This is a genomic window from Flavobacterium daejeonense DSM 17708 (assembly GCF_000425425.1).
Classification (GTDB): domain Bacteria; phylum Bacteroidota; class Bacteroidia; order Flavobacteriales; family Flavobacteriaceae; genus Flavobacterium; species Flavobacterium daejeonense.
In genome coordinates this window covers 1-25,805 of sequence record NZ_AUDK01000037.1, presented here as the reverse complement: position 1 = coordinate 25,805, position 25,805 = coordinate 1, and the positions used below count along the sequence as shown (strand labels likewise).

Here is a 25,805-nt window from a genome sequence, read left to right as displayed (position 1 = left end):
ACGGAAAACCAATAGATATTAAAGGCGAAATTTACGATTCCAATAATGAGTTGGTCAGCACTTTTGAAAGTGTGCATGACGGCATGGGAAAAACGCAATTGCTACCCATTGAAGGCAAAAACTATTATGCAAAAATAAAAACGGAAAGCGGATTTGAATTCCAACAGGATTTACCAAAACCATTAAAATTGGGTTATACTTTAAGTTATCGCAATTTTAAAGGGAAAAATATTGTAAGTATTAGTACCAATCCCGAAACTTTAGCCCAAAATCCGAATGCAACTTTGAGTTTAATTTGCAAATTCAGAGGAAACTCTTATTTAGAAACTACGCAAACATTAACAGAAACAACTTTGTCATTTGAATTACCAAAAGACAAAATCCCTGAAGGTATTAACCAAATTACTTTGTTTGACTCGACTATCAAACCCCAAAGTGAACGCTTGGTTTATTTTGAAAAAGAACATGATTTAGAGGTTGAACTTTCGTCTGATAAAGAAATTTATGAACCCAATGAAAAGGCTTTTGTTTATATTTCTTCTACATCGAAAGAAGGTGTAGCAAAATCAGCGAGTTTTTCTTTGAGTGTTACGGATACGAACGGCGTTGATGAAGAAAATTTTGATTCAAATATTTGTTCTTATTTCCTGATGGAATCTGACATTCGGGGAAAAGTACATCATCCAGGCTATTATTTTGATTCCAAAAATCTCAAACGATTGGAACATTTGGATAATTTATTGCTAACGCAAGGCTGGCGAGACTTTGTATGGAAAACAGTTCCAAAATCAAATAATCAAATAGATTATAAAGTAGAAAAAGGAATCAACATTTCAGGAAGAGTGAAGCAAGTTTTTGCTGACAAACCATTGGTAAATAATAATCTGACTTTGGCTTTAATGGGTAAAAAGAGTAACGGAATTTTCAGTGCCGTGACCGATTCTATTGGACGTTTTCAATTTGAAAATCTGGAATTTTCCGGAAAAACAAAAATGTATTTGAATACACGGGATGAAAAAGGGAAATTCAAAGGCGAAATGCTTTTGGATTCAATTGAGCGTTCACCGATGAATGTTTCGTTGCAAAAAGAGACTGTTTTTTTATCAGAATCAACCAATACTTTGGCAGAAAATGTTTTGAAAAAATTCACTGCTTTTGGTGTAAAACCGGAGAATGTTTTGGACGAAGTAGTTGTTAAAGCAAAATATCCTTCCCATATGGTGAAACTTTATGGAGTTCCTGATTATAGCTATAATCTTGATAAAGAAGATAAGGAGTTTACTAATATATTGGATGTTTGGGATAAAGTTCCTAGTCTTTTTGTAGGGCCAACCGGAGTATTAATTCAAGGAGAAAAGGGATATCCTCCACTAATATTAATTGATGGCTATCCGGCGTTGCCCGGAGAATTAGATATGTTGTCTCCTTCGGATGTTCTTAAAGTAGATGTAATAAGAGGTAAATTACTTCATAGCCTTTATATTTTAAGTGGAGAAGCTGTAAATGAAGATGAAGATGAAAAGAAAATTGGTGGTACTATTTCAATTGTTACAACGGGAAAGAGAGGTAATAAACTTAAAGAGTATCCTAATCAAACTATCAAACAAGAACTCGAAGGTTATTACAACGCCCGTACTTTTTATTCACCCAATCCCGAAAATCCTAATCCTGATTTAGATAAAAACTCGGCTTTTAGAAATACCATTTATTGGAATCCGTATGTACATCCGGATAAAGCAGGAAGTACAAGTGTAGAATTTTATAATTCGAAAGTAGAATCCAAAGTAAAAGTCGCTCTGGAAGGAATTACGGGTAGCGGAATTCCGGTGGTGAAACGGCTTTTTTACAGCATTAAAGAATAACTTTTCCTTTTGTGTTAAAAAACAGGATAGTGCAGGTTAGTTAATTGTTCGGAAGTATTTATTTTAGTAAAATTTTCTTACTTGTTTTTTTGCTTTTGAAATAGTTATTGTTATAAAGTCAAAAAAACGAGGAAAATAGAGTAGTGTATAGTTAAAAATAGTTTAATTAATTCTCCGGTTTTTGTATGATAAAAATGGTTTTGAGCAATAAAAATTGCTGTTTTTTTTGTTTTTTTTGGTTGGTAGTATCTGTAGGCTTTGCACAGGGACAAGAAGCCAAAAAGCCGCCCACTATTGAAAAGATTTATCTTCACACAGATCGCGCAAAGTATTTTGCGGGGGAAGATTTGTGGTATAAGGCCTATGACGTTTTGGCTTACAACAACGTGCTGACGGATAACAGTAATATTTTATATGTGGAGTTAATTGCTCCTGATTCCAGAATTATAGCCCGAAATAAAACCAATATTGAAATGGGATTAGGCTACGGCGATTTTCAATTGTCGGATTCACTTGGGGTAAAACCGGGAATGTATCAAATTCGGGCTTATACCAATTGGGATCGAAATTTTGGAGAAGATTTTGTGTTTACCAAAGATATCGAAATCATGGATGCATTTGAGTTGCATTTCAAACCGGAATCGTTGGCAAATCGTCCTGCAGGAAGTGCAGCTGCAAATAATTCTTCTAAAAAAGCAGTACCGGAAAAGGCTGTTGCTCAGAAAGGTTTTTCCGTTGAATTTTTTCCTGAAGGTGGTTCGCTTTTAGAAAATGTAGCCAGTATTGTAGGTTTTAAAGCGGTTGATAGTCAGGGAAATCCGGTAACGGTGAAAGGAGAACTTTTTGATTCGGATAACGAATTAGTCACTGGTTTTTTAAGTCCGCATGATGGTATGGGGAAATTACAGCTAATGCCGATAGCCGGAAAAAGTTATTACGCCAAAATTAAAACGTTTGATGGATCCGAAATCCGAGTGGAGTTACCCAAAGCTTTGAAACAGGGTTATTTGCTGAATTTCAGGGCTATTAAAGGAAGAAATATAGTTACTATAAATACTAATGAAGCTACACTGGTTCAAAATCCTAACAGTGAAGTAACCTTAATTTGTAAATTCAGAGGACTTTCGTATTTGGAAACTACCCAGACTTTGGCAGCAACAAGCTTGTCTTTTGAATTACCAAAAGAGAAAATTCCGGAAGGTATTAGTCAACTTACGTTATACGATAAAGATTTTAAGCCACAAAGCGAGCGTTTGATTTATGTGGAGAAAGACAATGATTTAGAAGTGCAATTAACAGCCGATAAAGAGAATTATCGTTCGAGTGAAAAAACAACGCTTCAGCTGAGTTCCAAATCAAAAACGGGAGAAGCCCGTTCAGCGAGTTTTTCGCTGAGCGTAACCGATATGAATGGAGTTGTGGAAAATAAAGATTATAATTCTAATATCTGTTCTTATTTTTTATTGGAATCGGATATCAGAGGAAAAATAAACAATCCGGCTTATTATTTTGATACGACTAATTTAAAGCGACTAGACTATTTAGATAATTTGCTTTTAACTCAGGGATGGCGCGATTTTATGTGGAAAACAATTCCCGGATTTGGTGAAAATTTAAGCTATAAGGCAGAGAAGGGATTTACAATTTCCGGAAGGGTAAAGCAGCTTTTAGGCGAAAAAGCTAAAGCTAACAGCAGCATGACTTTGGCCTTAATGAACAAAAAACACTTTAATATTTTTGATGCTGTTACGGACGAAAACGGAAGATTTAGGTTTGAAAACATGATGTTTTCAGGCAAAACCAATATGTTTTTGAATACCAGAAATGAAAAAGGAAAGTTTAGAGGCGAAATTGTTCTGGATACTATTGAAATGTTGCCAATGCTGGTTTCGTTTAAAAAAGAACCAATGCGCTGGCCGGATGCGAGCCGTATGCTTGCCGAAAATGTGTTTAAAAAATTTAGTTCATTCGGAATTGTCCAAGACAATATTTTGGACGAAGTTCAAATTGTTTCTAAAAAGAAAAACCAACCAAGTAGCTTATTAGGAATGCCCGATTTTAGTTATACTGTTGACGAAAATTCTCCGGTAGCGAATACTATTTATGATTTGATTCAATTTGCTATTCCCGGGGTAATTGCCACCGAAAATTCAGTGCGATTTATGCGTTATGAGGATTCGCCACTTTTTATTTTAGATGGTTTTCCGGTATATAACGCTACCGATATCGAGGTGGTACAGCTTATTAATATAGAAAGAATCGAAGCAATAAAAAATGCTTCAATCTTATACGGACAAGAAGGAGCAAATGGAGTAATAGCAATTTACACCAAACCGGGAAGTAAAAACACAGCCGAAAAAGAATTGTTTCATTCCATCAAAAAAGAAATTGAAGGGTATTATATGGCACGGGTTTTTTATATGCCTAATCCGGAAAAGCCTAATCCGGAACTGGACGAGAAAGCAGCTGCCAGAAATACCATTTACTGGAATCCTTACGTACATCCGGATAAAACCGGAAACGCAAGTGTGACTTTTGATAATATTGCGATTGATACTAAAGTAAAAGTCAATTTGGAAGGGATTACTGCAGGAGGAATTCCGGTGGTGAAAAAGCTATATTATACGATTACAAAATAGTTAGTTACAGGATGGTTTCTTGCTTTTCTAATTTATTTTAATTTTTCTAATTTTTTTAAATGATGATTAATGAATATTTCTATTAGATTACATTATCAGTTTCTATTTATTGGGATTTTCTTTTTGTTTTCTCCGGTAAATATAGTCGCGCAATTTCAAAATATTAAAAACGATACCTTTTGGAATACTCAGGAAGGTTTGCCAATTTTCAGTCAGGGAGGCGGGATTTTTAAATTCAAAGATCCACAAACCGGAATCGAAAAATATTATTGGTATGGTGTACATTATGAAGAAGCCGAAAAATACCGAAAAGAACCTGTAAAAAAATACGATCATTGTACTTTTAAAGCCGTGAGTTGTTACAGTTCTACGGATTTGGTGAACTGGACTTTTGAAAACAATGTTTTTACTGAGGCTAAAGCTTTTCCGGATGGAAGAAAAACCTGGGTAGGACGCCTGGGAGTGGCTTTTGTAAAGGAAATTAATAAATATGCATTGTTTGTTCAGCACGGTAGTCAGGTGCTTGTGGCCTTAGCGGATTCCCCTGCGTCCGAATTTATTTGGCATCAAAAAATCAATATGGAACCTTGGATTGGAACCACAAACACAGGGGATCAAACCGTTTTTACGGATGATGATGGTAAATCCTACTTGATTTATTCCTACGGAAAAGGTCGCAATAAAATTTATGTTTCTGAAATTGGGGTAGAAAAAGGGAAAGTAGGTATTTTAGATTGTACCAGGATTTTTCAGGGAGAAAGCCGGGAAGGGAATTGTATGTTTAAGTACAAAAATAAGTACTACATGGCAGCTTCTAATATTTATGGTTGGGATTCATCATTTGCGTATTACTTAGTTTCTGATGACATTCGCGGACCTTATTTTCCAACAAATGATATGCAAATTATGGAAGGCTGTGAGGAAGATTATGCGCATGTAACACAAACCGGCTTTTTTTATACTTTGAAAAGAAATAATACAGAAACCGTATTGTATTGTGGCGATCGCTGGGCTGATTTTGCAGGTAATGGTTTGGGGTATAACCAATGGTTTCCGCTTTCGTTTAACGGGGATAAGCCTTATTTTAATTCGTTAAGTTCTTGGAATTTAAATGAAAAAACGGGAGAGTGGAATGTTGCTAAAGACAATAATTATGTCAAAAACGGCAGTTTTGAAGCCGATCGAAATAAGATTCCGAGTAATTTTAAACCGGTTCAGGAACAATTATTAGGATGGAAAACGGTAGCAATTAAGGGAAATCCGATTGCAGTAAAGAGTGAAATTTCACCACAACTGAATTATTTTAATACTGAAGAAGACCGAACAGTAGTTATAGGCGAAAAAAGTCTGAATATTTCAGATAAAGTAGATTTCACCAGAGAAATTTCTCAGCAAATTAGTTCGTCTCCTTTTGTGATTTTAGAAGATGGTTTATATATTTTAACGGCAAAAATTAAAAACTCTCAGGGGTTTAAAACTCTAAAAATGTTTGCTAAAAGTGGTGAAAATGTTTTAGAGCATGAAATTGAAAGTGAAAATTCTTCCTGGGGAAGCATTCAAATTGAAAATGTTATCGTAAAAAATGGAAAACTAACTATTGGTTTTTATGCTGATGGATTGGCAAATGCTCATTGTTTAGTGGATGATGTGACTTTGGTAAAGCAATAAAACGGCTATACGCAATTAATTTACACAACACAGATTGAACGGATTAGACAGATTAGTACCGTTTTTTAGAGCTTAGTGTCCTTTGCGAAAAACTTTTTGCGCACTTTGCGGTCAAAATCATCCCGCAAGGTTGTACCTTTGCAGCTCAGAAAAAAGTAGAAAATGCTAAAAATAGGAAAATACAATAATTTAACCATATTGCGTGACACTAAAGTGGGTTTGTTTTTAGGCGATCCGGAAAATGATCCCGAAGGAATTCACGATGTGCTTTTGCCGAATAAATATGTTCCAAACGAATTTGAAATTGGCGAAGAAATCGTGGTTTTTGTTTATTTAGATCACGAACAACGTCCGGTGGCGACAACTTTGGAGCCTTATATTTTATTGAATGAATTTGCTCTTTTGCGTGTGAATTATGTCAATAAAATCGGAGCCTTTATGGATTGGGGAATGGAGAAAGATATTCTGGTTCCTTTTAAAGAACAAGCCCGTCCGATGGAAAAAGGAAAGCGCTATTTGGTTTATCTTTATATGGATCCAAAAACCAACCGATTGGTCGCTTCCAGTAAAACCAATCAGTTTTTGAGTAATGAAGAAATTGCGTTGGAAAAAGGAGAGGAAGTTGATTTGATTGTGTCTCATATTACCGAAATAGGGATTAATGTGATTATCAACGAAAAACACAAAGGGCTTCTATACAAAGATGAGGTGTATGACGATAGTATCCGTACCGGAGACCGAATGCGCGGTTATATCAAAAACATCCGTCCGGATCATAAGATTGATGTGGCTTTGCAAAAGCAGGGCTATGAATCAGTAGAACCAAATGCCGAGAAAATTTTGGACGAATTAAGAGCGAGTCGCGGGTTTCTACGATTGAATGACAATTCGCATCCGGAAGATATTAAAACGGTTCTCAAAATGAGTAAAAAGACTTTTAAGAAAGCGATTGGCGCTTTGTACAAAGAAAAATTAATCGAAATTAAAGAAGACGGAATTTATCTCGTTAAAGCATAAAAAAAAGAAAGACTAATCCTGATGGTTAGTCTTTCTCTTTTTATAAGCTCTCTTATTTTTGGACAACTTATAATATGTTTTACAATGGGAAACTATTTAGTTTCGCGTTAATCGTTCTTTCTTTATCTTTTTTAACCTCTAAATGCTATTTCGAATTTCATTTGGCATTAAGAACCGTTGGTTTAAAAAGTTTCTTTGGATTTTACCTGTTTATTTTAATGATTTTCATCTCGGTATAGTAATCCAATTAGGTAACCTTTGGTGCTACTTTGAATAAATTCTGATAAAATTTAGTGCTTCCCGTTTGGGCTCTTTTTTTTTGTATTTCATATTTAGTAACGTTTCAAAAAGAGTGATAAAGCTTGTTGTTTGTTTCAATATTCTTTTTTTAAGTTAATAAATCAGTGAAGTACTCGCTGACTAGTTTGTATTGTAAATATTTCCACCAATCCCAGAACTAATCATGTCTAAAATTAATAAAAAAAAGTTTTTAGTAACAGAAAAAAAACGACTAATTGTTGAATTTTAACATTTTAAACGGATTAACGAGAGAAGGATTACCGTGGGAATAAATAAGAGCTAAAGCAGTTAAACCGTCTTTTTTTTAGGCAAAATATAGGATAGTTAGATAAAGTGTAAAAAATGATTTAATTTTACCCTATAATAATTTAAACCCATTAAAATGGATTGGATCACTGCCAAAGAATATGAAGATATCACTTATAAAAAATGCAACGGAGTTGCCAGAATTGCTTTTAACAGACCTAATGTTAGAAATGCTTTTCGTCCTAAAACCACTTCAGAATTATTAGATGCCTTTCACGATGCCCAGGAAGATACTTCCATTGGTGTAGTATTGCTTTCTGCTGAAGGGCCAAGTACCAAAGACGGGGTTTGGTCTTTTTGTAGCGGAGGCGATCAAAAAGCACGCGGTCATCAGGGGTATGTTGGAGAAGATGGTTACCATCGTTTGAATATTTTAGATGTACAACGATTGATTCGTTTTATGCCAAAGGCTGTTATTGCGGTTGTTCCGGGATGGGCTGTTGGTGGCGGACACAGTTTGCACGTAGTTTGTGACATGACCTTAGCCAGTAAAGAACACGCTATTTTTAAACAAACCGATGCCGATGTAACCAGTTTTGACGGAGGTTATGGTTCGGCGTATCTGGCTAAAATGGTAGGACAGAAAAAAGCCCGCGAAATTTTCTTCTTAGGACGTAATTATTCTGCTCAGGAAGCGTTTGAAATGGGTATGGTTAATGCCGTTGTGCCTCATGACGAATTAGAAGCGACTGCTTACGAATGGGCTCAGGAAATTTTGGCTAAATCACCAACCTCTATCAAAATGCTGAAATTTGCGATGAATTTGACAGATGATGGAATGGTAGGGCAACAGGTTTTTGCCGGCGAAGCTACCCGATTAGCTTATATGACCGAAGAGGCTAAAGAAGGAAGAAATGCCTTTCTTGAAAAAAGAAAGCCTAACTTTGAAAAGAAATGGTTACCATAGTTCAGTAAGCAGTATACAGTTCTCAGTGAACAGATTCAAAAAAGTAACGATGAAACAGAATGCTTTGTAACTTAGAAACTTTGTTACTTTGCGACTAAAATAAATAAAATGAAACACTGGATTGAAGCCGCAAGATTGCGCACCTTACCTTTGTCTGTATCAGGAATTATAGTAGGAAGTATGTATGCATTGGCACATCCTACCGATGAAATATTAACACCAACAGAAGTATTTAACTGGCGTCTTTTTGGGTTTGCGATTCTGACTACTTTAGGATTGCAAATTTTGTCCAATTTTGCCAACGATTACGGCGACGGTATGAAAGGAACTGATAATGAAGACCGTATTGGTCCCAAAAGGGCGATACAAAGCGGAGTGATTACACCGGCAGCTATGAAACGCGCTATAATTATTACTTCGTTTTTAACTTTTCTTTCGGCGATGGCATTGATTTATTATGCTTTTGGCTACCAACATTTATTTTATTCCGTTTTCTATTTGATTTTGGGAATTTTGGCCATTTTATCGGCTATTCGTTATACAGTAGGAAATACCGCTTATGGTTATCGCGGTTATGGTGATTTGTTCGTGTTCGTGTTTTTCGGATTAGTCAGTACTTTAGGAGTGAATTTCCTGTATTCCAAACAACTCGATTTTGTGTTGGTTTTACCGGCAATGGCCATCGGATTTTTGAGTGTTGGTGTTTTGAACTTAAACAATATGCGCGATGAAGTTTCGGATAAAAAAGTAGGTAAGAATACTATTGTTGTAAAAATTGGGGGCGAAAAAGCTAAAAAATACCATTATTTTTTAATCATTGGTGCTATGGTTTTGGTCTTGCTTTTTGCGGTAATTAGCGAATTTAAATTTGATCAATACCTGTTTTTATTAGCTTACATACCTTTGACTAAACATTTAATTACGGTTTCTAAAAATCAGGAACCAAGAGATTTAGATCCGGAATTGAAAAGAGTAGCCTTGAGTACTTTTTTACTATGTATTTTGTTGTCGATATGCATGATTTCATTGCTTTCAGACATTTTTGTTAATTTGTTTTTAGGAGGAAGATAAAATCTTGGTTTGTGGTTTTTAGTTGATTGTTGGTGGTTAAATTATGTTTGTAATTTAAATTTATCTGCTGAATCTGCGTACTAATTAAACATAAAAATTATGAAAATTACCTATTACGGACATGCGACTTTAGGAATTAAAGTAGGAGGAAAACACCTTATTGTAGATCCTTTTATTTCTGGTAATCCTTTGGCGGAGCATATCGATATTAATGAGTTAAAAGCAGATTATATTTTGCTTACACATGCCCACGGCGACCATATTTTGGACATAGAAGCCATTGCGAAACGCACCGGAGCAGTTATTGTTTCTAATGCCGAAATTGCGGGTTATTATGCGGCTAAAGGTTTTCAGGCGCACCCGATGAATCACGGCGGAAGTTGGAATTTTGATTTCGGAAAGGTAAAATATGTAACGGCTATTCACTCCAGTTCCTTTCCTGACGGAGCTTACGGTGGAAATCCGGGCGGATTTGTCATCGAAGGTGAACATAAAAATATCTACATTGCCGGAGATACCGCTTTGACGATGGATATGAAGTTGATTCCGTTGCGAACGAAATTGGATTTGGCGATTTTTCCAATCGGAGACAATTTCACGATGGATGTTCAGGATGCTATTTTAGCCTCTGATTTTGTGGAATGCGACAAGGTTTTGGGTTATCATTATGATACTTTTGGTTACATTAAAATAGATCATAAAGAAGCAATTCAGCAATTTTTTGATAAAGGCAAAGACTTGATGCTTTTAGAAATAGGCGATAGTATCGAATTGTAAAAAAAAAGAAATTATTCCTGTCTTATTTAAGGGTGAGAGGTTAATTAGATTCAGTTAATAAGAACTATTTTGTGAAAAAAATAATTTTAGGGCTATTGATTAGTCTTTTTTATCAGGTTACATTGGCCCAAAAAACGGGTTATTGGGATAAAGAAAGAGCGACTTATAAAGAGATTGTGGTCTCAGCCAGAGACCGTATTGTGGTTGAAACCGATGATTTTCCGGCAGGAACAACCGAATTAATTTACCGCATCACTTTGTTAGATGATAATCAGCAAATGGCGGGCAGTTTGGTTTCGGTATTAAAATCTATTCCGGATCCGTCAGGAATCAGTCAGGGTTCAGCGGGAGCTGTTTTTTTGTTGTCTAAAATTTCAGGGGAAGATAAGTGTAAATATGCTATTTTTTCAACTAAAGAATTAGGGAAATCCTATGTAAAAGAAGGTACAACTGCCGATGCCTGTTTGGTTCAAAGTACCGCTTTAAGCAAAGATGCCAAGCGACTTTCGATAGAGAAATCCAGTTGTATCAAAGTTAATACGGCTAAGTTGTTTTTTGGTTTCGAAAGTTCCAATTGGATAATGAAGCAAAAAATTGTGCTGGAAGTTGTGCCTTGGGTAGATGCTAAATTAAGCAGAGGTTGGGCTTTGGAAAACCGAAAAAATATCATTAGTCAATGTAAAACTTCTGCATTGGCTAGAAAAATGGCAAATTCAGACGATTTTTGCGTTTGTATTGGTGATAAAATTCAAAAAGAATATACTTTTAAGGAATTCCAAAAATTGCTACCTATGGAGCAAGCAAAGGCATATAAGGATTTTGGAGCGAGTTGTTTTGAAGAAACCGGTATTTCAAAAACAGTTTTTAATGATTTAAGGACAAAAGCTTCAAAAGAGATTAAAACTGCCGATTATGGAGCTGCAATTAAAAGTTATACTGAAATTGTAATTCAAAAGAAAGCAACTGCTTTAGATTACGCCAATCTGGGATATGCTTATTTGTTGACCAAACAATACGGAAAAGCGATTAAATCGCTAAAAGAAGGCGAAAAACTAGATGATGCGGAGTTGTTTGTGAAATTGAATTTAGCGCACGCTTATTTGCTAAATGGCGAATATGTAAAAGCAAAAACAATCTATAAAACGTACCAAAATCAAAACGTAACTGACAAGGTGAGTTGGACTCAAAAAATCAAAGACGATTATCAGGCTTTTGCGAAAGCAGGAATCCAAAATGAGGATTTTGAAAGGGTTTTGAAGATGTTAGGGAAATAATAAAATTAAACCATTAAGGAGTTAAGAGAATTAAGTTTTTTTACTTGTTATTAATAAATTGTATTAAAATCTTAGCGAATCTCTGCGAAAAACTTAGTGTCCTTTGCGGTAAAAACTCAATCCTGAAAACATGAAAGCAACTTATCATAAATACATTCTTAATTTCAAACGCCCCTCAGGAACTTCCCGCGGCGTTATGACTGAGAAAGAAACATGGTTTATTGTTTTGGAACAAGACGGTAAAAAAGGAATAGGAGAGTGTGGAATTTTAAGAGGTTTAAGTGCGGATGATCGTCTGGATTATGAAGAAAAATTGCAATGGACCTGCGCTAATATTCATTTGGGTAAAGATACATTGTGGGAAGCGTTAATTGAATTTCCTTCCATACAGTTTGGAGTTGAAATGGCTTTTCTTTCTTTGGAGAGTGAAACACCTTTTTTACTCTTTCCATCGGCGTTTGCTCAGGGTGAAAAATCAATTGAAATAAACGGTTTAATCTGGATGGGAGAAGGGGCCTTTATGAAGCAGCAGATCGAAGAAAAACTGGCTCAGGGTTTTCGTTGTGTGAAACTCAAAATTGGAGCAATAGATTTTGGAAGAGAATTGGAATTATTGCAATTTATTCGTCAAAATTTTACTCCTGAGCAAGTGGAAATCAGGGTAGATGCTAATGGGGCTTTTGGTTTAAATGAAGCTTTAGATAAATTAAATAAACTGTCTGGTTTTGAATTACATAGTATAGAGCAACCAATTCAAAAAAACAATACTGACAGGATGGCAGAGTTATGCAAAACACCCTCTTTTCCTATTGCGTTAGACGAAGAGCTTATAGGTGTGTTTTCTTTTGAAGAAAAAAAACAATTACTGCAAAAAATTAAACCTCAATACATCATTTTGAAACCGAGTTTTGTAGGTGGTTTCAAAGGGGCACAGGAGTGGATTACATTGGCGGAAAAATACCAAATTGGCTGGTGGATTACTTCGGCTTTGGAGAGTAATATTGGTTTAAATGCCATTGCACAATGGACCTATACTTTGCAAAATCCAATGCCGCAGGGTTTGGGAACCGGAGCGCTTTATACCAATAATTTTGAATCTCCGCTTCAGGTTTCAGCAGGGCAATTGTGGTATCAAAAAGATAAAGATTGGGTGTTTGATTTTGACCAATTATAATTAGAAATCTTAAGTTTTAGAGATTAAAAGCAGTTGTGTATTTGTTATTTGATAATGCAAATGAGCTTTGAATGTGGTCAATGTCAGGAATGTCAGAAAGTCTGTGAAGCACAAATTTTAGGTAAGATTCCATATTCTGCATGACTACTTTTACTAAAAAATGATAATTTTCCCCAATGTGATACACTTCCATTACTTCGGGAATTTTATTCATTTCTCTGATAAAATCGGCTACATGTATAGTGTTGTGGTTTTTGATGGAAATAGAGGTAAACATATTAACTTTTGATCTGTTTTTTTTGGGTTAAAGTAAGTAAGTGTATTTGTTTATGAATCAGTGTTTTTTAGTTCGAAGAACACGTTCTAAATTGAAGCAGAGGTTATACCACGATTATCAGCTAATGTCTTTGTGGTGATTTTCCAGTCTTTTTGTAGAATATTTATATTTTTTTATTGATGGTATCAAGGTTAAGTGATATTTGTAGAAAAAGATAAAGTGATATGAATATTTCAATGTTTTAAAATAGCTTTTTTATAGTTGCTTTTTTGTTTGCAAATTTTCTTTAAAATGCTTAATTTGTAGAGGCTTACGATATTTAAAATCGTTTTTGGGTAAAATTAAGGAAGCAGTACCTAAGATTGTTTTTGAATGGAATTACTGGCGTGTCCATTTTTAAAGATGCTTCTCAAACTATTTTAATGCCTTAAATCGAATTAGAAAACAACAGTCCGACAGCCATAATATTACCAAAAAGACACTTGAACTTTCTATCAGTGAACTGATGAATTGATTTTTTCTTCTCAATCAAAAAACAAATAGTGATTTAAATCTTAAATGCTATGCCAATATATCACACCTTAGGAAACATACCTCATAAAAGACACACTGTCTTTGAAAAAGAAAATGGAGGCTATTATTACGAACAGTTGTTTGGAACCATAGGTTTTGAGGGAATGTCCTCGCTGTTGTATCATGTTCACCGACCAACCATGGTGAAAGCAATGCTTGGCTCAAAATCGATTACTCCAAAAATTGCCGAAAAAACCAATACGCTTTCCAGATGTTTTATTGGTTTTAATGTGGCCCCCGAAAAAGATTATTTAAATAGCCGAAAAGCTATTTTGGTCAATCAGGATTGTCAAATTGAGTTGGCAGCTCCGCAATCTTCAATGGATGATTATTTTTATAAAAATGCCGATGAAGATGAATTATTATTTGTGCATTTGGGAAAAGGAGTACTGAAAACTTTATTTGGAAATCTGGAATTTTCTCCGGGGGATTATCTTTTAATACCAAGAGGTGTAATTTATCAAATTCACTTTGAAACCGCCGAAAATCGCTTGTTTATAGTCACTTCACATCGACCAATTTATACCCCAAAGCGTTATAGAAATTGGTTTGGTCAACTTTTGGAACATGCGCCTTATTGCGAAAGAGATATTCGCAAACCCAAAGATTTGGAAACCCATGACGAGTTGGGTGATTTTACAATTATGGTAAAAAAACAAGGAATGTTGTATGAATACATTTATGCTTCGCATCCTTTTGATGTTGTGGGCTGGGATGGCTACAATTATCCTTATGCCTTTTCCATTCATGATTTTGAGTCAATAACAGGTCGGGTACATCAGCCGCCACCAGTGCATCAAACTTTTGAAACAGATGTCTTTGTGGTATGTTCCTTCTGTCCAAGATTGTATGATTATCATCCGCAGGCTGTTCCGGCACCTTATAATCACAGTAATATCGATTCTGACGAAGTTTTGTACTATGTGGATGGTGATTTTATGAGTCGTAATCATATCGAAAAAGGCTATATGAGTTTGCATCCATCCGGAATTCCTCATGGACCGCATCCGGGAGCTATGGAGCGTAGTATTGGTCAAAAAGAAACCGCCGAACTGGCTGTAATGGTGGATACATTCAAACCTTTGATGGTCACTGAATATGCTTATTCGCTGGAATTGCCGGATTATTATAAATCATGGCTGGAATAATTTAAAGATTAAAAATTTTAGAAAATAATGGAAATAGAAAAGATATTTAAAGAAGCACAGGATTTTTTACCAATTAATGGAACCGATTATATTGAAATGTATGTGGGTAATGCCCAGCAAGCGGCTTATTTTTATCGTTCGGCTTTTGGTTTTCAGTTAAAAGCCTATTCCGGATTGGAAACTGGAAATAAAACTACTGTTTCTTATGTTTTGGAACAAGATAAAATCAGATTGGTGTTGACTTCTTCTTTGGTGAAAGATGGACCAGTCAATGCTTTTGTAAACGCTCATGGCGATGGAGTAAAAGTTGTAGCACTTTGGGTGGACGATGCAACCAAAGCCTGGGAAGAAACTACTTCACGTGGGGCAGAATCTTATTTTGAACCCAAAACGGTTTCGGATGAAAATGGTTCGGTGGTTTTTTCAGGAATTCATACTTATGGTGAAACGGTTCATGTTTTTGTAGAACGTTCGACTTACAATGGTGTTTTTCTTCCTGGTTTTAAAGCAATTTCCGATGGTTTTAAGACTGAATCAATTGGACTGAAATATGTAGATCATATTGTTGGAAATGTAAAATTGGGCGAAATGAACAAATGGTGCCAATTTTACGAAAAAGTGATGGGTTTCACCCAATTGGTTTCTTTTGATGATAAGGATATTTCTACCGAATATTCGGCTTTGATGAGTAAGGTGATGAGTAATGGGAATGGTAGAATCAAATTTCCAATAAACGAACCAGCTCAGGGGAAACGCAAATCACAAATTGAGGAATACATTGAATTTTACAATGATGCAGGTGTACAGCATATTGCAGTTGCGACTGACGATATTATTCATACGGTTTCAGAATTAAGACGTCGTGGCGTTCAATTCTTGAATGTTCCCGGAGTTTATTATGATACCGTAACCGAAAGAGTAGGTGAAATCGATGAAGACATGAAACGTCTTAAAGAACTGAATATTTTGATTGACAGAGATGATGAAGGTTATTTGTTGCAAATTTTCACGAAGCCATTGGTAACGCGGCCAACACTTTTTTTCGAAATTATTCAAAGAAAAGGAGCGCAGTCTTTTGGAAAAGGAAACTTCAAAGCTTTGTTTGAAGCAATTGAAAGAGAGCAGGAATTAAGAGGAACTTTATAGCATTAGAATATGAATCAATCAAAAAGTTGGATTGAAATCCCCGAAAATTCAGATTTTACATTAGCCAATATTCCATTTGGAGTTTATTCTAATGGAGAAGGACATTTTGCCGTGGCGACAGCCATAGGTGAGTATGTTGTGGATTTGGATATGTTGCATAAAGCGGGTTATTTTGGTCTTATGGAATTGCCTTCAAATATTTTCAAAAATCGTTTTTTAAATCCTTTTATTGCTTTAGGAAAAGAAAAAACCAATGCGGTTCGAAAACATATTCAGGAATTATTTACTAAAGGAAGTACTTTAGAAAATGATGGTAAATATCTTGTAAATGTGTTACATAAGCAGCAAGATGTAAAAATGCTTTTGCCTGTAAAAATTGGGAACTATACTGATTTTTATTCAAGTAAAGAACATGCTGCCAATGTGGGGATAATGTTTCGTGATCCCGAAAATGCTTTGTTACCTAATTGGCTTCACATGCCGGTTGGTTATCACGGCAGGGCTTCTTCGATAGTGGTGAGCGAAACTCCAATTCACAGACCAAATGGACAAATCAAAGATCCAGCTAAAGACAAACCCGATTTTGGCTCCTCAAAACGATTGGATTTCGAACTGGAAATGGCCTTTGTAATTGGAAAAGAAACACAGTTGGGAGATATGGTTTCGGTCAATAATGCGGAAGACTATATTTTTGGGATGATGTTGTTCAATGATTGGTCAGCTCGTGATATTCAAGTTTGGGAATACGTTCCTCTGGGGCCTTTTTTGGGGAAAAATTTTGCTTCTTCTGTTTCTCCCTGGATAGTAACTATGGAAGCTTTGGAGCCATTTAGAACGAATGCGCCGGAACAAACTGTTGAAGTGTTGCCTTATCTTAAAGAAAAGCAAAGAACAACTTTTGATATCCAATTGGAAGTAGCTATTGCAACAAAAGATGCAAAAGAAACAGTAGTTTGTCAATCCAATTTTAAGTATTTGTATTGGACCATGCCACAGCAATTGGCGCATCATACGATTAATGGCTGTAATATAGAAATAGGCGATATGTATGCGTCTGGAACAATAAGTGGGACAACTCCTGAAAGTTTTGGTTCGATGTTGGAATTAGCCTGGAAAGGAACAAAACCGCTTCAATTAGCAGATGGAAGTACGAGAGTTTTTATTCAGGATGGCGATAAAGTAATTATGAGAGGACATGCCGGACAAGGGGCTCAAAGAGTAGGTTTTGGTAGTGTTCGAACTGAAGTTTTGCCAGCAAAAAATATAGTATTATGAGCGTTTTTAATCCCAAAGAGCTAGCCACTCACGAATTTCATCAAATTTTGTTGGGAACAGTTATACCCAGGCCAATTGCCTTGGCGAGTACCGTGGATGCCAATGGAAATGTGAATTTAAGTCCGTTCAGTTTTTTTAACTGTTTCAGTGCCAATCCGCCAATTTTGGTGTTTTCTCCGGCGAGGAGAGTTCGAAACAATACCACCAAGCATACTTTGGAAAATATTTTAGAAACCAAAGAAGTGGTGATTAATATCGTAAATTATGCGATGGTGGAACAAACTTCTTTGTCCAGTGTCGAATTTGATAAAGGAATAGATGAATTTGTCAAATCGGGATTGACAGCCGTGCAATCAAAGCTTGTTACACCGCCAAGGGTAAAAGAATCACCCGTTGCATTTGAATGTAAGGTGAACGAGGTAATTCCGCTAGGAAAGCAGGGTGGAGCAGGACATTTGGTGATTTGCGAGGTACTTTTGGTTCATGTTGATGATGCAATTTTTGATAACAACAATGTTATTTTGCCCAAAAAGCTTGATGCAGTTGCCAGGCTGGGAGGAGATTGGTATTGCAGAGTCAATGAGCAAAGTTTGTTTAAAGTGCCTAAACCCGGAACTAAGCTGGCTGTAGGTTTTGAGAAATTACCGGAATCTTTGCTTAAAAGTGAAATACTTAACGGAAATCATTTGGCACGAATGGCTTCGGTAGAAACTGTTCCGGCTTTAACGGATGAAGAATTTGCAGATTGGATAGGGAATTTAAATCAATTTTTAGCCGAAAATGGAGTGATTTCGATAAAATTGCTACATGAAAAGTTAAAATATTATATCGAAGAAGGGGCGGTAGCAACAGCTTGGAAACTACTTTTGGCAGCAGAAAAAATTACTAAAAACAGAAAGTCATGAATCGTTTAAAACAAGTCTATAGTGCTTATACGGAAGAAGATTTTCAGGTATGGAAACTTTTATTTGATCGACAGCTTGCTAATTTGCAGGACAAGGCTTGTGCGGAATATCTACAGGGACTCAAATTATTGCAACCGGCTCTGAATGCTGATGCTATTCCTGAATTTGGTGCACTCAATAAGTTGTTAAAAGAATTATCCGGATGGACTATTGAGGTTGTGCCGGGACTGATTCCGGTGGATGAATTTTTTGAGATGCTCAGTCAAAAGAAGTTTCCTTCTTCAACTTGGTTGCGCAAAAGAGATCAGTTGGATTATTTGGAAGAGCCGGATATGTTTCATGATATTTTTGGGCATATTCCACAATTGGTTCATCCGGATTACAGTAATTTTATGCAAAAATTTGGCGAAATAGGTTACAAGAACCATTCTGATAAAGAAAAAGTAATTCGTTTGCAGCGATTGTATTGGTTTACAATAGAATTTGGATTAATAGAAACCACATCGGGTGCCCGAATTTATGGCGCAGGAATTACTTCTTCTGAAAAAGAGACCAAACATATTTTTCTTGACAGTATTATTGTGAAAGCGTACGATAAAGAGGCTATCATGCAAACGGATTATATTATTAGCGACATTCAGAAAGTTTACTTTAAAATTGATTCTTTTTCAAATTTGTATGATTCGTTGCTAACAGAATGTTGATTTTTTTTTTAGATAAAAAAGATTGTTGTATATGAAATTTTCATCAGGAAGACTATACTTTTAGCTTTTATTATCAGGATTATTTACATGATGTAAAACCCTTTGCGGAAAGGGAATAGAGATGTTGTTTTCAGTGAATAATTCAAAGATTTTAATTCGTATTTCACTTTTAATAGTTTCGACCCGAAATAATTCCTGTGACCAGAAAATTACGGAAAAATTTAAAGAAGAATCACCAAAATCAGTAAAACGGACAGCAGACGCAGGCGTTTTTAATACTGCGGGATGAGTGTCAACAGCTTGTTTAAGCAATTGCATTACTCGTTTTACATCAGATGAATAATCAACTCCTACAGTTACATCAAAACGGGAAGAATGTTTACTATGTGTCCAGTTGATAAGTTGATTTCGAGTCAAATCAGTATTAGGAAGGATTATGTATTTGTCGTCTCTTGTTAAAACGGTTGTAGTTCTTAGATTGATTTCCTTTACAATACATACGGTATCTTTAATTTGGATAACATCATTTACTTTAATAGTAGAATCAATCAGTAAAATGATTCCCGACATAAAATCGCTAAAGAGATATTGTAAACCTAAACCGACTCCTACCAAAAGTGCAGCTGAACCTGCTATCAGTACAGATAGATTAAATCCAAAAAGTTGTAATCCCAGAATAATAGATAAAAAGATAATAAAATAGCGTACCAGACTATAGAGTGAATATTTTTTGGCAATATCTATTTTATCAATTTTATAAATTGCCTTTTTGATTATTTTCAAAACAAGAAATACAACAAAAAGAAATAAAATCAATTTAAAAATACTAATTACTTTGATGGAATAGTCATCATCTTCAAAAAGAGTATAGTTTAAAAGTTCTTTCATAAGATTTTCTTTGAAAAGGATATTTTTTAAAGTTTCTCATTACATAATTAAACGTACTCCTCCCAGTTCAGAAACACGGTAGGAAAATTTATCGCCGGGAGAACCAATGAACATAAAGTTTTTTGGAATGTTCCATTTTTTGGATAATTCGTCAATAATTTCAGGACCAAAAACACCTTCGAGTTCGATAAATTCAATATCAATTTCAGGATAAGCGCGATCTAGAACTTTTAAATCAATTTTTAGCGGTTCGTTATCTGCATTTTCTAATTTAATATTTACAATTTTTAATTTCTTAGTTGTTTCGTTGTTTTGAACATATTGCATGACTTTGTTCAAAATAGCTACATCGTCTCCTTTGGTAAAAAAAACAAATTCCTGAGAGTGAATTTTGTTGTTCAGTTTGATTAAATAACGATTGCTGAAAATGACCATTTTACGCAAAGGTTTGTAGAAATATTCCAAAGCTTCTATTAAAACTAAAATCAGAAAAGAACGATTGAGCATAATTCCGACAAAGAGCAGCGCCGGCACTAAATATTTTAAAAAAGTGTAAAAGGAATCCACATTGAGCTCGATATTACCTATAAAAGCTGTAATTACTAAACTTACCGCCACAACCACAGCAAAACCTCTGGCTTTCTCAGGTCGGGGTAATTTTCGGCGTTTGAATTTTAATAATAAGTTTCCAATGCCAAACAAGCCCATTACTGCCAGAAAAGAAAAGGTATAAACTCCCGCCAGAACTACAATATTCCCTTCGGTTACCACTAAAACCGAAACACAAAGCAAAAGAAAGCTGATAATAATACGGTAATGAGAGCCTCTTTTATTTTCTTTCAAAAAGTAGTTAGGCAAAATACGGTCTAAGGTCATTCGGTTTAAAAGTCCGGAAACTCCAACAAAAGAGGTTAAAACCGCTCCGCAAAGCACCAAAACGGCATCAATCGAAATCAGATGAGCCAGCCAGGAACCAGCCGTAGTATGTCCTAAATAAGCCAGAAGCGACTCTTTGTGAGCGCCAACTTCGGTAAGCGGGATAATACAAATAATAAGCAAAGCTAAAACCGGATTGAAAAAACTAACAATACCCCACATGTTGCGGAGTGTTTTTGGGAAAACACCCTGTTGTTGTTCTTCGACAAAATTAGCCGAACTCTCAAAACCCGAAATTCCTAACATGGCCGCTGCAAAACCTAAGAAAAGTGCATGTGGAATGCCGTCGGAACTAATAGGAAGTTTCCAGTTGAAATGAAAAGTGTCTAATCCGTTTTGGGTTAAAAACCAAACAGAGGCTAAAACCAGCAAACTTAAAGTAGCTAAATGGGTAATGAAAATAATCACCGCCACAAAAGCCGATTCCCCAATTCCTAAAATAGCCAGATAAGTAAAGGCAAGCAATACCACAATAGTAGCAATGGGGACATTAACAATAGGGAAAACACTATGAAGGTAATGCATGCCTTCGGTGGCTGAAATCACCGCGGTGGCCATGTAGGATAATACCGTGAGTGTAGCTGCCAGCGAAGCCATTTTTTTAGAAGAAGTGTTCAGGAGTACATTATAAGCACCTCCGTTAAGGGGAATAGCGCCTACCACTTCGCCATAAATTTTTCGAAATAAAAAAAGTACTACGGCAACAATTAGCAAAGAAACCCAGGCATATTGTCCGGCATACATAATCGTTAAGGCAGATACATAAAGGCAGGAAGAACTAATATCGTTTCCGCAGATGGCGGTAGCTTGTAGTTCATTTAGTTTTTTGTGTACGGTTTCACTCATGTGATTTGCATTTTTGGAGTAGATATTTTAAAGATAACTAAATGATTGCGGTTTTGCAATAAATTTCAACTATTCAGGCTGTATAAAAGCTGTTTTTCTTGAGAGCCAATTGCTTAATGCGGCGAATTTTTGCTAAATAAGAAACCCCGCTTAGGTCTTTTTAAGCGGGGTCAGTTTTATGAAATTTTATTAAAAGGAAAGTAAGTCCGTGCTAAAAATGGATTACAAACCTAAATTAGGCAAGACAAACGATTTGGTATTAGGATGCAATCGAATCCATAAGCCCGGATTGGTATTTAATTGTTGCAGGGCTTCCTCTTTGTTGGAACTCAAAGAGGTGTTCAATACGTTAGCATAAGTTTTAACTTTAGCAGGAGCCGAATCGGCATCGACTACTGACTGCACAATTTTTTTGGCTTGTAAAATAGCCGCCGGTCCTAAAGTAAGAATATATTCGGCAGAGCGGCATTCTTTTTCATCGCTTTCGTTTACCAAACTTCCGCCGGCTTTAAACTTGCTGATGTGGTGTTCCAAAATACTGCTCGAAATCGGGATGATACCTGCAATATGTTGTGGTTGCGCTCCCGAAAAAGGTTTGATATAGGCCAGGTGAGAGGCTTGGTTTTCTTCCGGACCATGACCAATAAAAAAGATGTCCAAGCCGCCTAAGTCTTCCAGTTTTGTTAAATAGGCTATTAATGCCGACTCTATATCCTGAGTATCGGTTTGCATTGGAGTAAAGCTTTTTATTTTTTTGAAAAAAGCTTCGCCTAAAATACGCTCAAAATCCCGAACAAAACTAAAACTATTCGCCATTCCCAAAGGTGCCAGCGCGTCCTGAGTAAATACATTTAGCCTGCCCAGTAACTCATCCTGTTCAGACGATTTGGCTAATTCTCCCAGCAAGCGGTGAAGTTCCTGAGCGCCTCGGCCTCCCAAAAGCGCAATATTAATATCACCTTCTTTAGATTGTGCTGTGTTGTACAATTCCTGTAACATGGCTTGTCCTACCTCGGCTTCACTGCCAAGAACCGTAGGTTTTACGCCATAATCTGTAACATTAAATTCCTGTTCGCTTTTTTGAGACAACCATATATTTTCGTTGTCAACATCTCTCGTAAATTTGGAGTGAGTATTATTCATGTTGTTATTTTTTATACTTAATTGTGTTCTTGTGAAAACAATTATTTCGGGAACGAAAATAGGAATAAAAAATGGGAATTCATCGGACTTGTAAATCACACTAAGTCTCAGGTGTAATTGTAAGCTCGTATAAAACCTGCTTGGTTTATCCTGAGCGTTAGCCGAAGGGTTCAGTGGTGTACTCAGGTTTCTATTGTTTTTTATTGTTTTTCGTGAATATAAATATTTGAGAGGCGCACTCTGTCAGTTACTGGCAGAGCCGTCTACTCGATTAGCAAACGTAATTATTTTATTTTTCTATGTTCAATATCTTGTCGATTATCCCAAAACGATACAATCTCAATCCTATTTCCATTTATTTCATAGAATATAAGATAGACTTTCATGGAAATTACACGAGTAAATTTGTTGGAAGTTAATCTTCCGATTAATTCTGATTTTGAAAGTGTATTTAGTAAATCCTCTACTTCGTCAATTAGTTTTAGACTGTAATTTTCATTACCATTTCTTTCAACATAATATTCCAAAACATTTGCAAATTGAAGTTTTGCAATTTCTGACCAAATTATTTCTTTTTTAGCCATTTTCGCATTTCTGAAATTACTTCATCATTACTGTGAAACTTTCCTTCTTTAATTTCGTTTTTACCTGTTTCAATCGATGATTGTTGGTTTGTAGATAATTGATATAAAGCTTGTTCTGACGAATCAAATATTGTTTGAAGCGCATTTAGAAAATTCAAATCTGTAGAATCTTTTATTCTAGAAATCAAATTCTTTTTTATTTGGGCTGTCATATCCATAGCGTACAATTTTATTAATCAAAAGTAAATATTTATTTCCAAACTTCGTTGCGTTCTGTTGAGAAATTATGTTTGCTAACGGTTGGGGTATTGCCGCAGTGGGGGGATTTTTAGCACTAATGTTCAATAGATGCACTGCCGTTTGTTACTCACTAAAGTTTCATAGAAGCACGTCAGCCTCCATTGCGGCAATACCTTGAGTGTGGTGCCCTGCATGAGCAGGACACACGCTGTAAGCTTAGATAAAACTCGAAAATACAAATTTAGGATTAGAAAATAAATCTTACAGCGTGTTATTTTTCCAGAGGGCGCAAGTCCCTTATGAGCGGATTAACAACCCGAATCGTTAGCACGTCGCAAGCTGGTTTACCGTGAGGTATGCAGTGAAGGAAGCGAACCGGAAAAAGTCTGTACCGACGGACAGAAATTGCATAAGAGGTATAGCAATAAGGATGAGTATCCACAGCAATACGAAGTCCGAAACAGTGTTCTGAACATGCTATTAAATCAGATTATTGTTATGTAGATGCAGTGGGATTAGACGTCCTGTACACTTTACGATTTTGGGATTTGGATTTGTACCTACCTACAAAAAGGGAAGTAAGAACGACTATCAATTGGTGGTGGCAGAAAAGGCTTTATTTGACCTATAAATCAGGAAAATAAAGTTGTTATGAAGTAAAAAAAGAGGTTTTTTCACAGCCTGACGTCCGGCAGCTTTGTGATGGCGGGGCAATCGAAGCACTTCCGTTCGGCTAATGTACAAAAGTTGATAGAAGCACACAAGTTCAATTTTGCACTTCAGCCCCGCTATTGCAAAACTGCCTGTTATGCACCGTTTTTTTATCATTCTATTGGTTTCCAATTTTCTTCTCGTTGTTCGTCTTTTGTTGGTTGTCTTACGTTTTTTATCATCTCTTTTTCACAAGCACCAAATTCAATAAAGTTTTTCTGTCCTTGTTTTAATGAAACTCTGTTTGCTCCGCCTTCATAATTTGGGTCATCAAGTTGGATTGGGTCGTCTTCCCAAAAGCAAACTTGGCAAATGTCATAAGAGCCATTAGGTCTTTCTCTAAATGTCTTGTAACCACAACAAGGGCAAGCAAATTTTTCTGTTACCATACTTTCCACCAAGGTTTAATTATTTTCTTGTCGTATTTGTGATAATTACCACCTGTTAAAATTTGTGTGTCAATGTCGTAAGTAAACTGAACCCACTCATCAGCATCGTGCATTGGGTCATAGGAAAGTCCTGTTACCAAATTATTCTCAACTTTAATTTCAGCTAAACCATCCCAAGAAATTCTTTCCGTGTTCCAATGTGTTCCGTCAGGTTCAATAATTGTCAAGTCTGTTTGGTCTTGCAATACAAGTCTGTCGTTATTGGCTTTAAAAATATCTGAAAATCCAACTCCAAAAACTTGAATTGGTTTTGTGTCATTTGGGTTCATTATATAACAAGTCCCACAAGCTATAACTAACAAGCTTTGGATTTTCTCAAACTCTATTATTTGTTTCAAGTCTGTCCAACCTGGTTGAAAGTTGGCAATCCATTCAGTTCCGTCTGTCTTGTAAAAGCGAACAGGAAATCCTTCGGAATAAAAAGGTTCTCCGTTGTCTGTTACGGGAACATACATTGGTCCGTATGTCGGCAATGAACTTAATATTTTGTATCGCTTTTCTGTTGTCATTTTGTTTTGTGTAGGGTCTTCCTAAAATGGTGCACAACGGTTCGGGTATTGCCGAAGGCGGGGATTTTTAGCACCAACGCTCAATCAAAGAACGGATGTTGAGCCTTGCACAAATGCCCAATCGAAGCCGTTCAGCCCCGCTTTTGCCAAGCCCATGTTGAACTAAACCTTCGGTAGCACTTATTGAGATTTAGTACCTTACGAAGATAATTAAAAATCGTAAAGTATGGCTACAAAAAAAGCATCCAGATGAATTAAGAGAGAATAAAATTCTGCAGCAAGCCAAGCGAGAAGTTCCCGGATTTGAGGAATTGTTGCAACGTTTTGAACGCACCGTCTCTGTTTTGGGTAGAAGTGAGAGTACCTTTAATAATTACTCTCGCCACGTGGCGGCTATTTTGCTCTATTTTGGCAAAATCCCCACAGAATTAGATCCCGAACAAGTACAGGACTACTTGTTTTACTTGCAGAAAAAG

Annotated in this window: 23 protein-coding genes; 15 read left to right on the top strand and 8 right to left on the bottom strand. The window is 36.0% G+C overall.

Going from position 1 to position 25,805, the window contains the following annotated elements; genetic code table 11:
- The 9 genes from H599_RS20955 to H599_RS0117330 all read left to right on the top strand — a co-directional run.
- Positions 1-1,862, top strand: a 1,862-nt coding sequence (locus H599_RS20955; protein WP_026715295.1) for a TonB-dependent receptor, incomplete at its 5' end; no start/stop codon positions are given.
- A gap of 239 nt (positions 1,863-2,101) precedes the next feature.
- On the top strand, positions 2,102-4,501 hold the full coding sequence (locus H599_RS0117365) for a TonB-dependent receptor (RefSeq protein ID WP_162174274.1): 2,400 nt from the start codon (positions 2,102-2,104) through the stop codon (positions 4,499-4,501).
- A 69-nt stretch (positions 4,502-4,570) separates the two neighbouring features.
- Complete coding sequence (locus H599_RS0117360; protein ID WP_026715293.1) at positions 4,571-6,169, top strand: family 43 glycosylhydrolase; 1,599 nt, start codon at positions 4,571-4,573, stop codon at positions 6,167-6,169.
- A gap of 162 nt (positions 6,170-6,331) precedes the next feature.
- Entirely contained in the window at positions 6,332-7,186 is an 855-nt protein-coding gene (locus H599_RS0117355; RefSeq protein ID WP_026715292.1) for a CvfB family protein, read from the top strand.
- Positions 7,187-7,868: 682 nt separating this feature from the next.
- Positions 7,869-8,699 (top strand): 1,4-dihydroxy-2-naphthoyl-CoA synthase, encoded by an 831-nt coding sequence (locus H599_RS0117350; protein ID WP_026715291.1) that lies wholly within the window; start codon positions 7,869-7,871, stop codon positions 8,697-8,699.
- Between the two features lie 108 nt (positions 8,700-8,807).
- Entirely contained in the window at positions 8,808-9,770 is a 963-nt protein-coding gene (gene menA, locus H599_RS0117345; RefSeq protein WP_026715290.1) for a 1,4-dihydroxy-2-naphthoate octaprenyltransferase, read from the top strand.
- Between the two features lie 99 nt (positions 9,771-9,869).
- Complete coding sequence (locus H599_RS0117340) at positions 9,870-10,547, top strand: metal-dependent hydrolase (RefSeq protein WP_026715289.1); 678 nt, start codon at positions 9,870-9,872, stop codon at positions 10,545-10,547.
- A gap of 71 nt (positions 10,548-10,618) precedes the next feature.
- Positions 10,619-11,821 carry a tetratricopeptide repeat protein gene (locus H599_RS0117335; protein WP_026715288.1) on the top strand — a complete coding sequence of 401 codons (1,203 nt, stop codon included), beginning with the start codon at positions 10,619-10,621 and terminating at the stop codon, positions 11,819-11,821.
- A gap of 130 nt (positions 11,822-11,951) precedes the next feature.
- Positions 11,952-12,995 carry an o-succinylbenzoate synthase gene (locus H599_RS0117330; protein WP_026715287.1) on the top strand — a complete coding sequence of 348 codons (1,044 nt, stop codon included), beginning with the start codon at positions 11,952-11,954 and terminating at the stop codon, positions 12,993-12,995.
- Positions 12,996-13,011: 16 nt separating this feature from the next.
- Here H599_RS0117330 and H599_RS0117325 read toward each other — a convergent pair whose 3' ends face one another.
- Complete coding sequence (locus tag H599_RS0117325; protein ID WP_026715286.1) at positions 13,012-13,272, bottom strand: Lrp/AsnC family transcriptional regulator; 261 nt, start codon at positions 13,270-13,272, stop codon at positions 13,012-13,014.
- A 563-nt stretch (positions 13,273-13,835) separates the two neighbouring features.
- Between H599_RS0117325 and H599_RS0117320 the strand changes: the two genes are divergently transcribed.
- The 5 genes from H599_RS0117320 to H599_RS0117300 are packed head-to-tail and all read left to right on the top strand — an operon-like array spanning position 13,836 to position 19,023.
- Positions 13,836-14,993, top strand: a complete 1,158-nt coding sequence (locus H599_RS0117320; RefSeq protein WP_026715285.1) for a homogentisate 1,2-dioxygenase — start codon at positions 13,836-13,838, stop codon at positions 14,991-14,993.
- Between the two features lie 27 nt (positions 14,994-15,020).
- Entirely contained in the window at positions 15,021-16,139 is a 1,119-nt protein-coding gene (hppD, locus tag H599_RS0117315; protein WP_026715284.1) for a 4-hydroxyphenylpyruvate dioxygenase, read from the top strand.
- 9 nt (positions 16,140-16,148) lie between these two features.
- The gene (gene fahA / locus H599_RS0117310) at positions 16,149-17,414 is read left to right on the top strand and encodes a fumarylacetoacetase (RefSeq protein WP_026715283.1); all 1,266 of its coding nucleotides are present in this window, start codon (positions 16,149-16,151) and stop codon (positions 17,412-17,414) included.
- A complete protein-coding gene (locus H599_RS0117305) occupies positions 17,411-18,319 on the top strand; it encodes a flavin reductase family protein (RefSeq protein WP_026715282.1) in 909 nt (302 codons plus the stop codon). Before fahA ends, H599_RS0117305 begins: the two co-directional genes overlap by 4 nt.
- On the top strand, positions 18,316-19,023 hold the full coding sequence (locus H599_RS0117300; RefSeq protein ID WP_026715281.1) for a phenylalanine 4-monooxygenase: 708 nt from the start codon (positions 18,316-18,318) through the stop codon (positions 19,021-19,023). The genes H599_RS0117305 and H599_RS0117300 overlap by 4 nt, the downstream gene beginning before the upstream one ends.
- Positions 19,024-19,083: 60 nt before the next feature.
- Here H599_RS0117300 and H599_RS0117295 read toward each other — a convergent pair whose 3' ends face one another.
- The 7 genes from H599_RS0117295 to H599_RS0117265 all read right to left on the bottom strand — a co-directional run bounded on the left by H599_RS0117295 (position 19,084) and on the right by H599_RS0117265 (position 25,329).
- Positions 19,084-19,911: a mechanosensitive ion channel family protein gene (locus H599_RS0117295; protein ID WP_026715280.1), complete on the bottom strand. Its 828-nt coding sequence runs from the start codon at positions 19,909-19,911 to the stop codon at positions 19,084-19,086.
- A 39-nt stretch (positions 19,912-19,950) separates the two neighbouring features.
- Positions 19,951-21,693, bottom strand: coding sequence for an APC family permease (locus H599_RS0117290; RefSeq protein ID WP_026715279.1), 1,743 nt, complete (start codon positions 21,691-21,693; stop codon positions 19,951-19,953).
- 222 nt (positions 21,694-21,915) lie between these two features.
- On the bottom strand, positions 21,916-22,836 hold the full coding sequence (locus H599_RS0117285) for a hypothetical protein (RefSeq protein WP_026715278.1): 921 nt from the start codon (positions 22,834-22,836) through the stop codon (positions 21,916-21,918).
- A 284-nt stretch (positions 22,837-23,120) separates the two neighbouring features.
- Positions 23,121-23,420 carry a type II toxin-antitoxin system RelE/ParE family toxin gene (locus tag H599_RS0117280; RefSeq protein ID WP_026715277.1) on the bottom strand — a complete coding sequence of 100 codons (300 nt, stop codon included), beginning with the start codon at positions 23,418-23,420 and terminating at the stop codon, positions 23,121-23,123.
- Positions 23,402-23,638, bottom strand: a complete 237-nt coding sequence (locus H599_RS0117275; RefSeq protein ID WP_026715276.1) for a hypothetical protein — start codon at positions 23,636-23,638, stop codon at positions 23,402-23,404. Before H599_RS0117275 ends, H599_RS0117280 begins: the two co-directional genes overlap by 19 nt.
- Positions 23,639-24,484: 846 nt before the next feature.
- Positions 24,485-24,760, bottom strand: a complete 276-nt coding sequence (locus H599_RS0117270; protein WP_035141866.1) for a CPCC family cysteine-rich protein — start codon at positions 24,758-24,760, stop codon at positions 24,485-24,487.
- Complete coding sequence (locus H599_RS0117265; protein WP_026715274.1) at positions 24,754-25,329, bottom strand: hypothetical protein; 576 nt, start codon at positions 25,327-25,329, stop codon at positions 24,754-24,756. Before H599_RS0117265 ends, H599_RS0117270 begins: the two co-directional genes overlap by 7 nt.
- A gap of 311 nt (positions 25,330-25,640) precedes the next feature.
- Here H599_RS0117265 and H599_RS21280 point away from each other — a divergent pair.
- Positions 25,641-25,805, top strand: a 165-nt coding sequence (locus H599_RS21280; RefSeq protein WP_316930454.1) for a phage integrase N-terminal SAM-like domain-containing protein, incomplete at its 3' end; no start/stop codon positions are given.

Coding starts and splice junctions, on each gene's coding strand:
- H599_RS0117270 (WP_035141866.1), bottom strand. CDS start 24,760: ATGGTAACAGAAAAATTTGCTTGCCCTTGTTGTGGTTACAAGACATTT.
- H599_RS0117280 (WP_026715277.1), bottom strand. CDS start 23,420: ATGGCTAAAAAAGAAATAATTTGGTCAGAAATTGCAAAACTTCAATTT.
- H599_RS0117300 (WP_026715281.1), top strand. CDS start 18,316: ATGAATCGTTTAAAACAAGTCTATAGTGCTTATACGGAAGAAGATTTT.
- H599_RS0117320 (WP_026715285.1), top strand. CDS start 13,836: ATGCCAATATATCACACCTTAGGAAACATACCTCATAAAAGACACACT.
- H599_RS0117350 (WP_026715291.1), top strand. CDS start 7,869: ATGGATTGGATCACTGCCAAAGAATATGAAGATATCACTTATAAAAAA.
- H599_RS0117360 (WP_026715293.1), top strand. CDS start 4,571: ATGAATATTTCTATTAGATTACATTATCAGTTTCTATTTATTGGGATT.
- H599_RS0117265 (WP_026715274.1), bottom strand. CDS start 25,329: ATGACAACAGAAAAGCGATACAAAATATTAAGTTCATTGCCGACATAC.
- H599_RS0117330 (WP_026715287.1), top strand. CDS start 11,952: ATGAAAGCAACTTATCATAAATACATTCTTAATTTCAAACGCCCCTCA.
- hppD (WP_026715284.1), top strand. CDS start 15,021: ATGGAAATAGAAAAGATATTTAAAGAAGCACAGGATTTTTTACCAATT.
- H599_RS0117295 (WP_026715280.1), bottom strand. CDS start 19,911: ATGAAAGAACTTTTAAACTATACTCTTTTTGAAGATGATGACTATTCC.
- H599_RS0117275 (WP_026715276.1), bottom strand. CDS start 23,638: ATGGATATGACAGCCCAAATAAAAAAGAATTTGATTTCTAGAATAAAA.
- H599_RS0117290 (WP_026715279.1), bottom strand. CDS start 21,693: ATGAGTGAAACCGTACACAAAAAACTAAATGAACTACAAGCTACCGCC.
- H599_RS0117355 (WP_026715292.1), top strand. CDS start 6,332: ATGCTAAAAATAGGAAAATACAATAATTTAACCATATTGCGTGACACT.
- H599_RS0117285 (WP_026715278.1), bottom strand. CDS start 22,836: ATGAATAATACTCACTCCAAATTTACGAGAGATGTTGACAACGAAAAT.
- H599_RS0117340 (WP_026715289.1), top strand. CDS start 9,870: ATGAAAATTACCTATTACGGACATGCGACTTTAGGAATTAAAGTAGGA.
- fahA (WP_026715283.1), top strand. CDS start 16,149: ATGAATCAATCAAAAAGTTGGATTGAAATCCCCGAAAATTCAGATTTT.
- H599_RS0117305 (WP_026715282.1), top strand. CDS start 17,411: ATGAGCGTTTTTAATCCCAAAGAGCTAGCCACTCACGAATTTCATCAA.
- H599_RS0117325 (WP_026715286.1), bottom strand. CDS start 13,272: ATGTTTACCTCTATTTCCATCAAAAACCACAACACTATACATGTAGCC.
- menA (WP_026715290.1), top strand. CDS start 8,808: ATGAAACACTGGATTGAAGCCGCAAGATTGCGCACCTTACCTTTGTCT.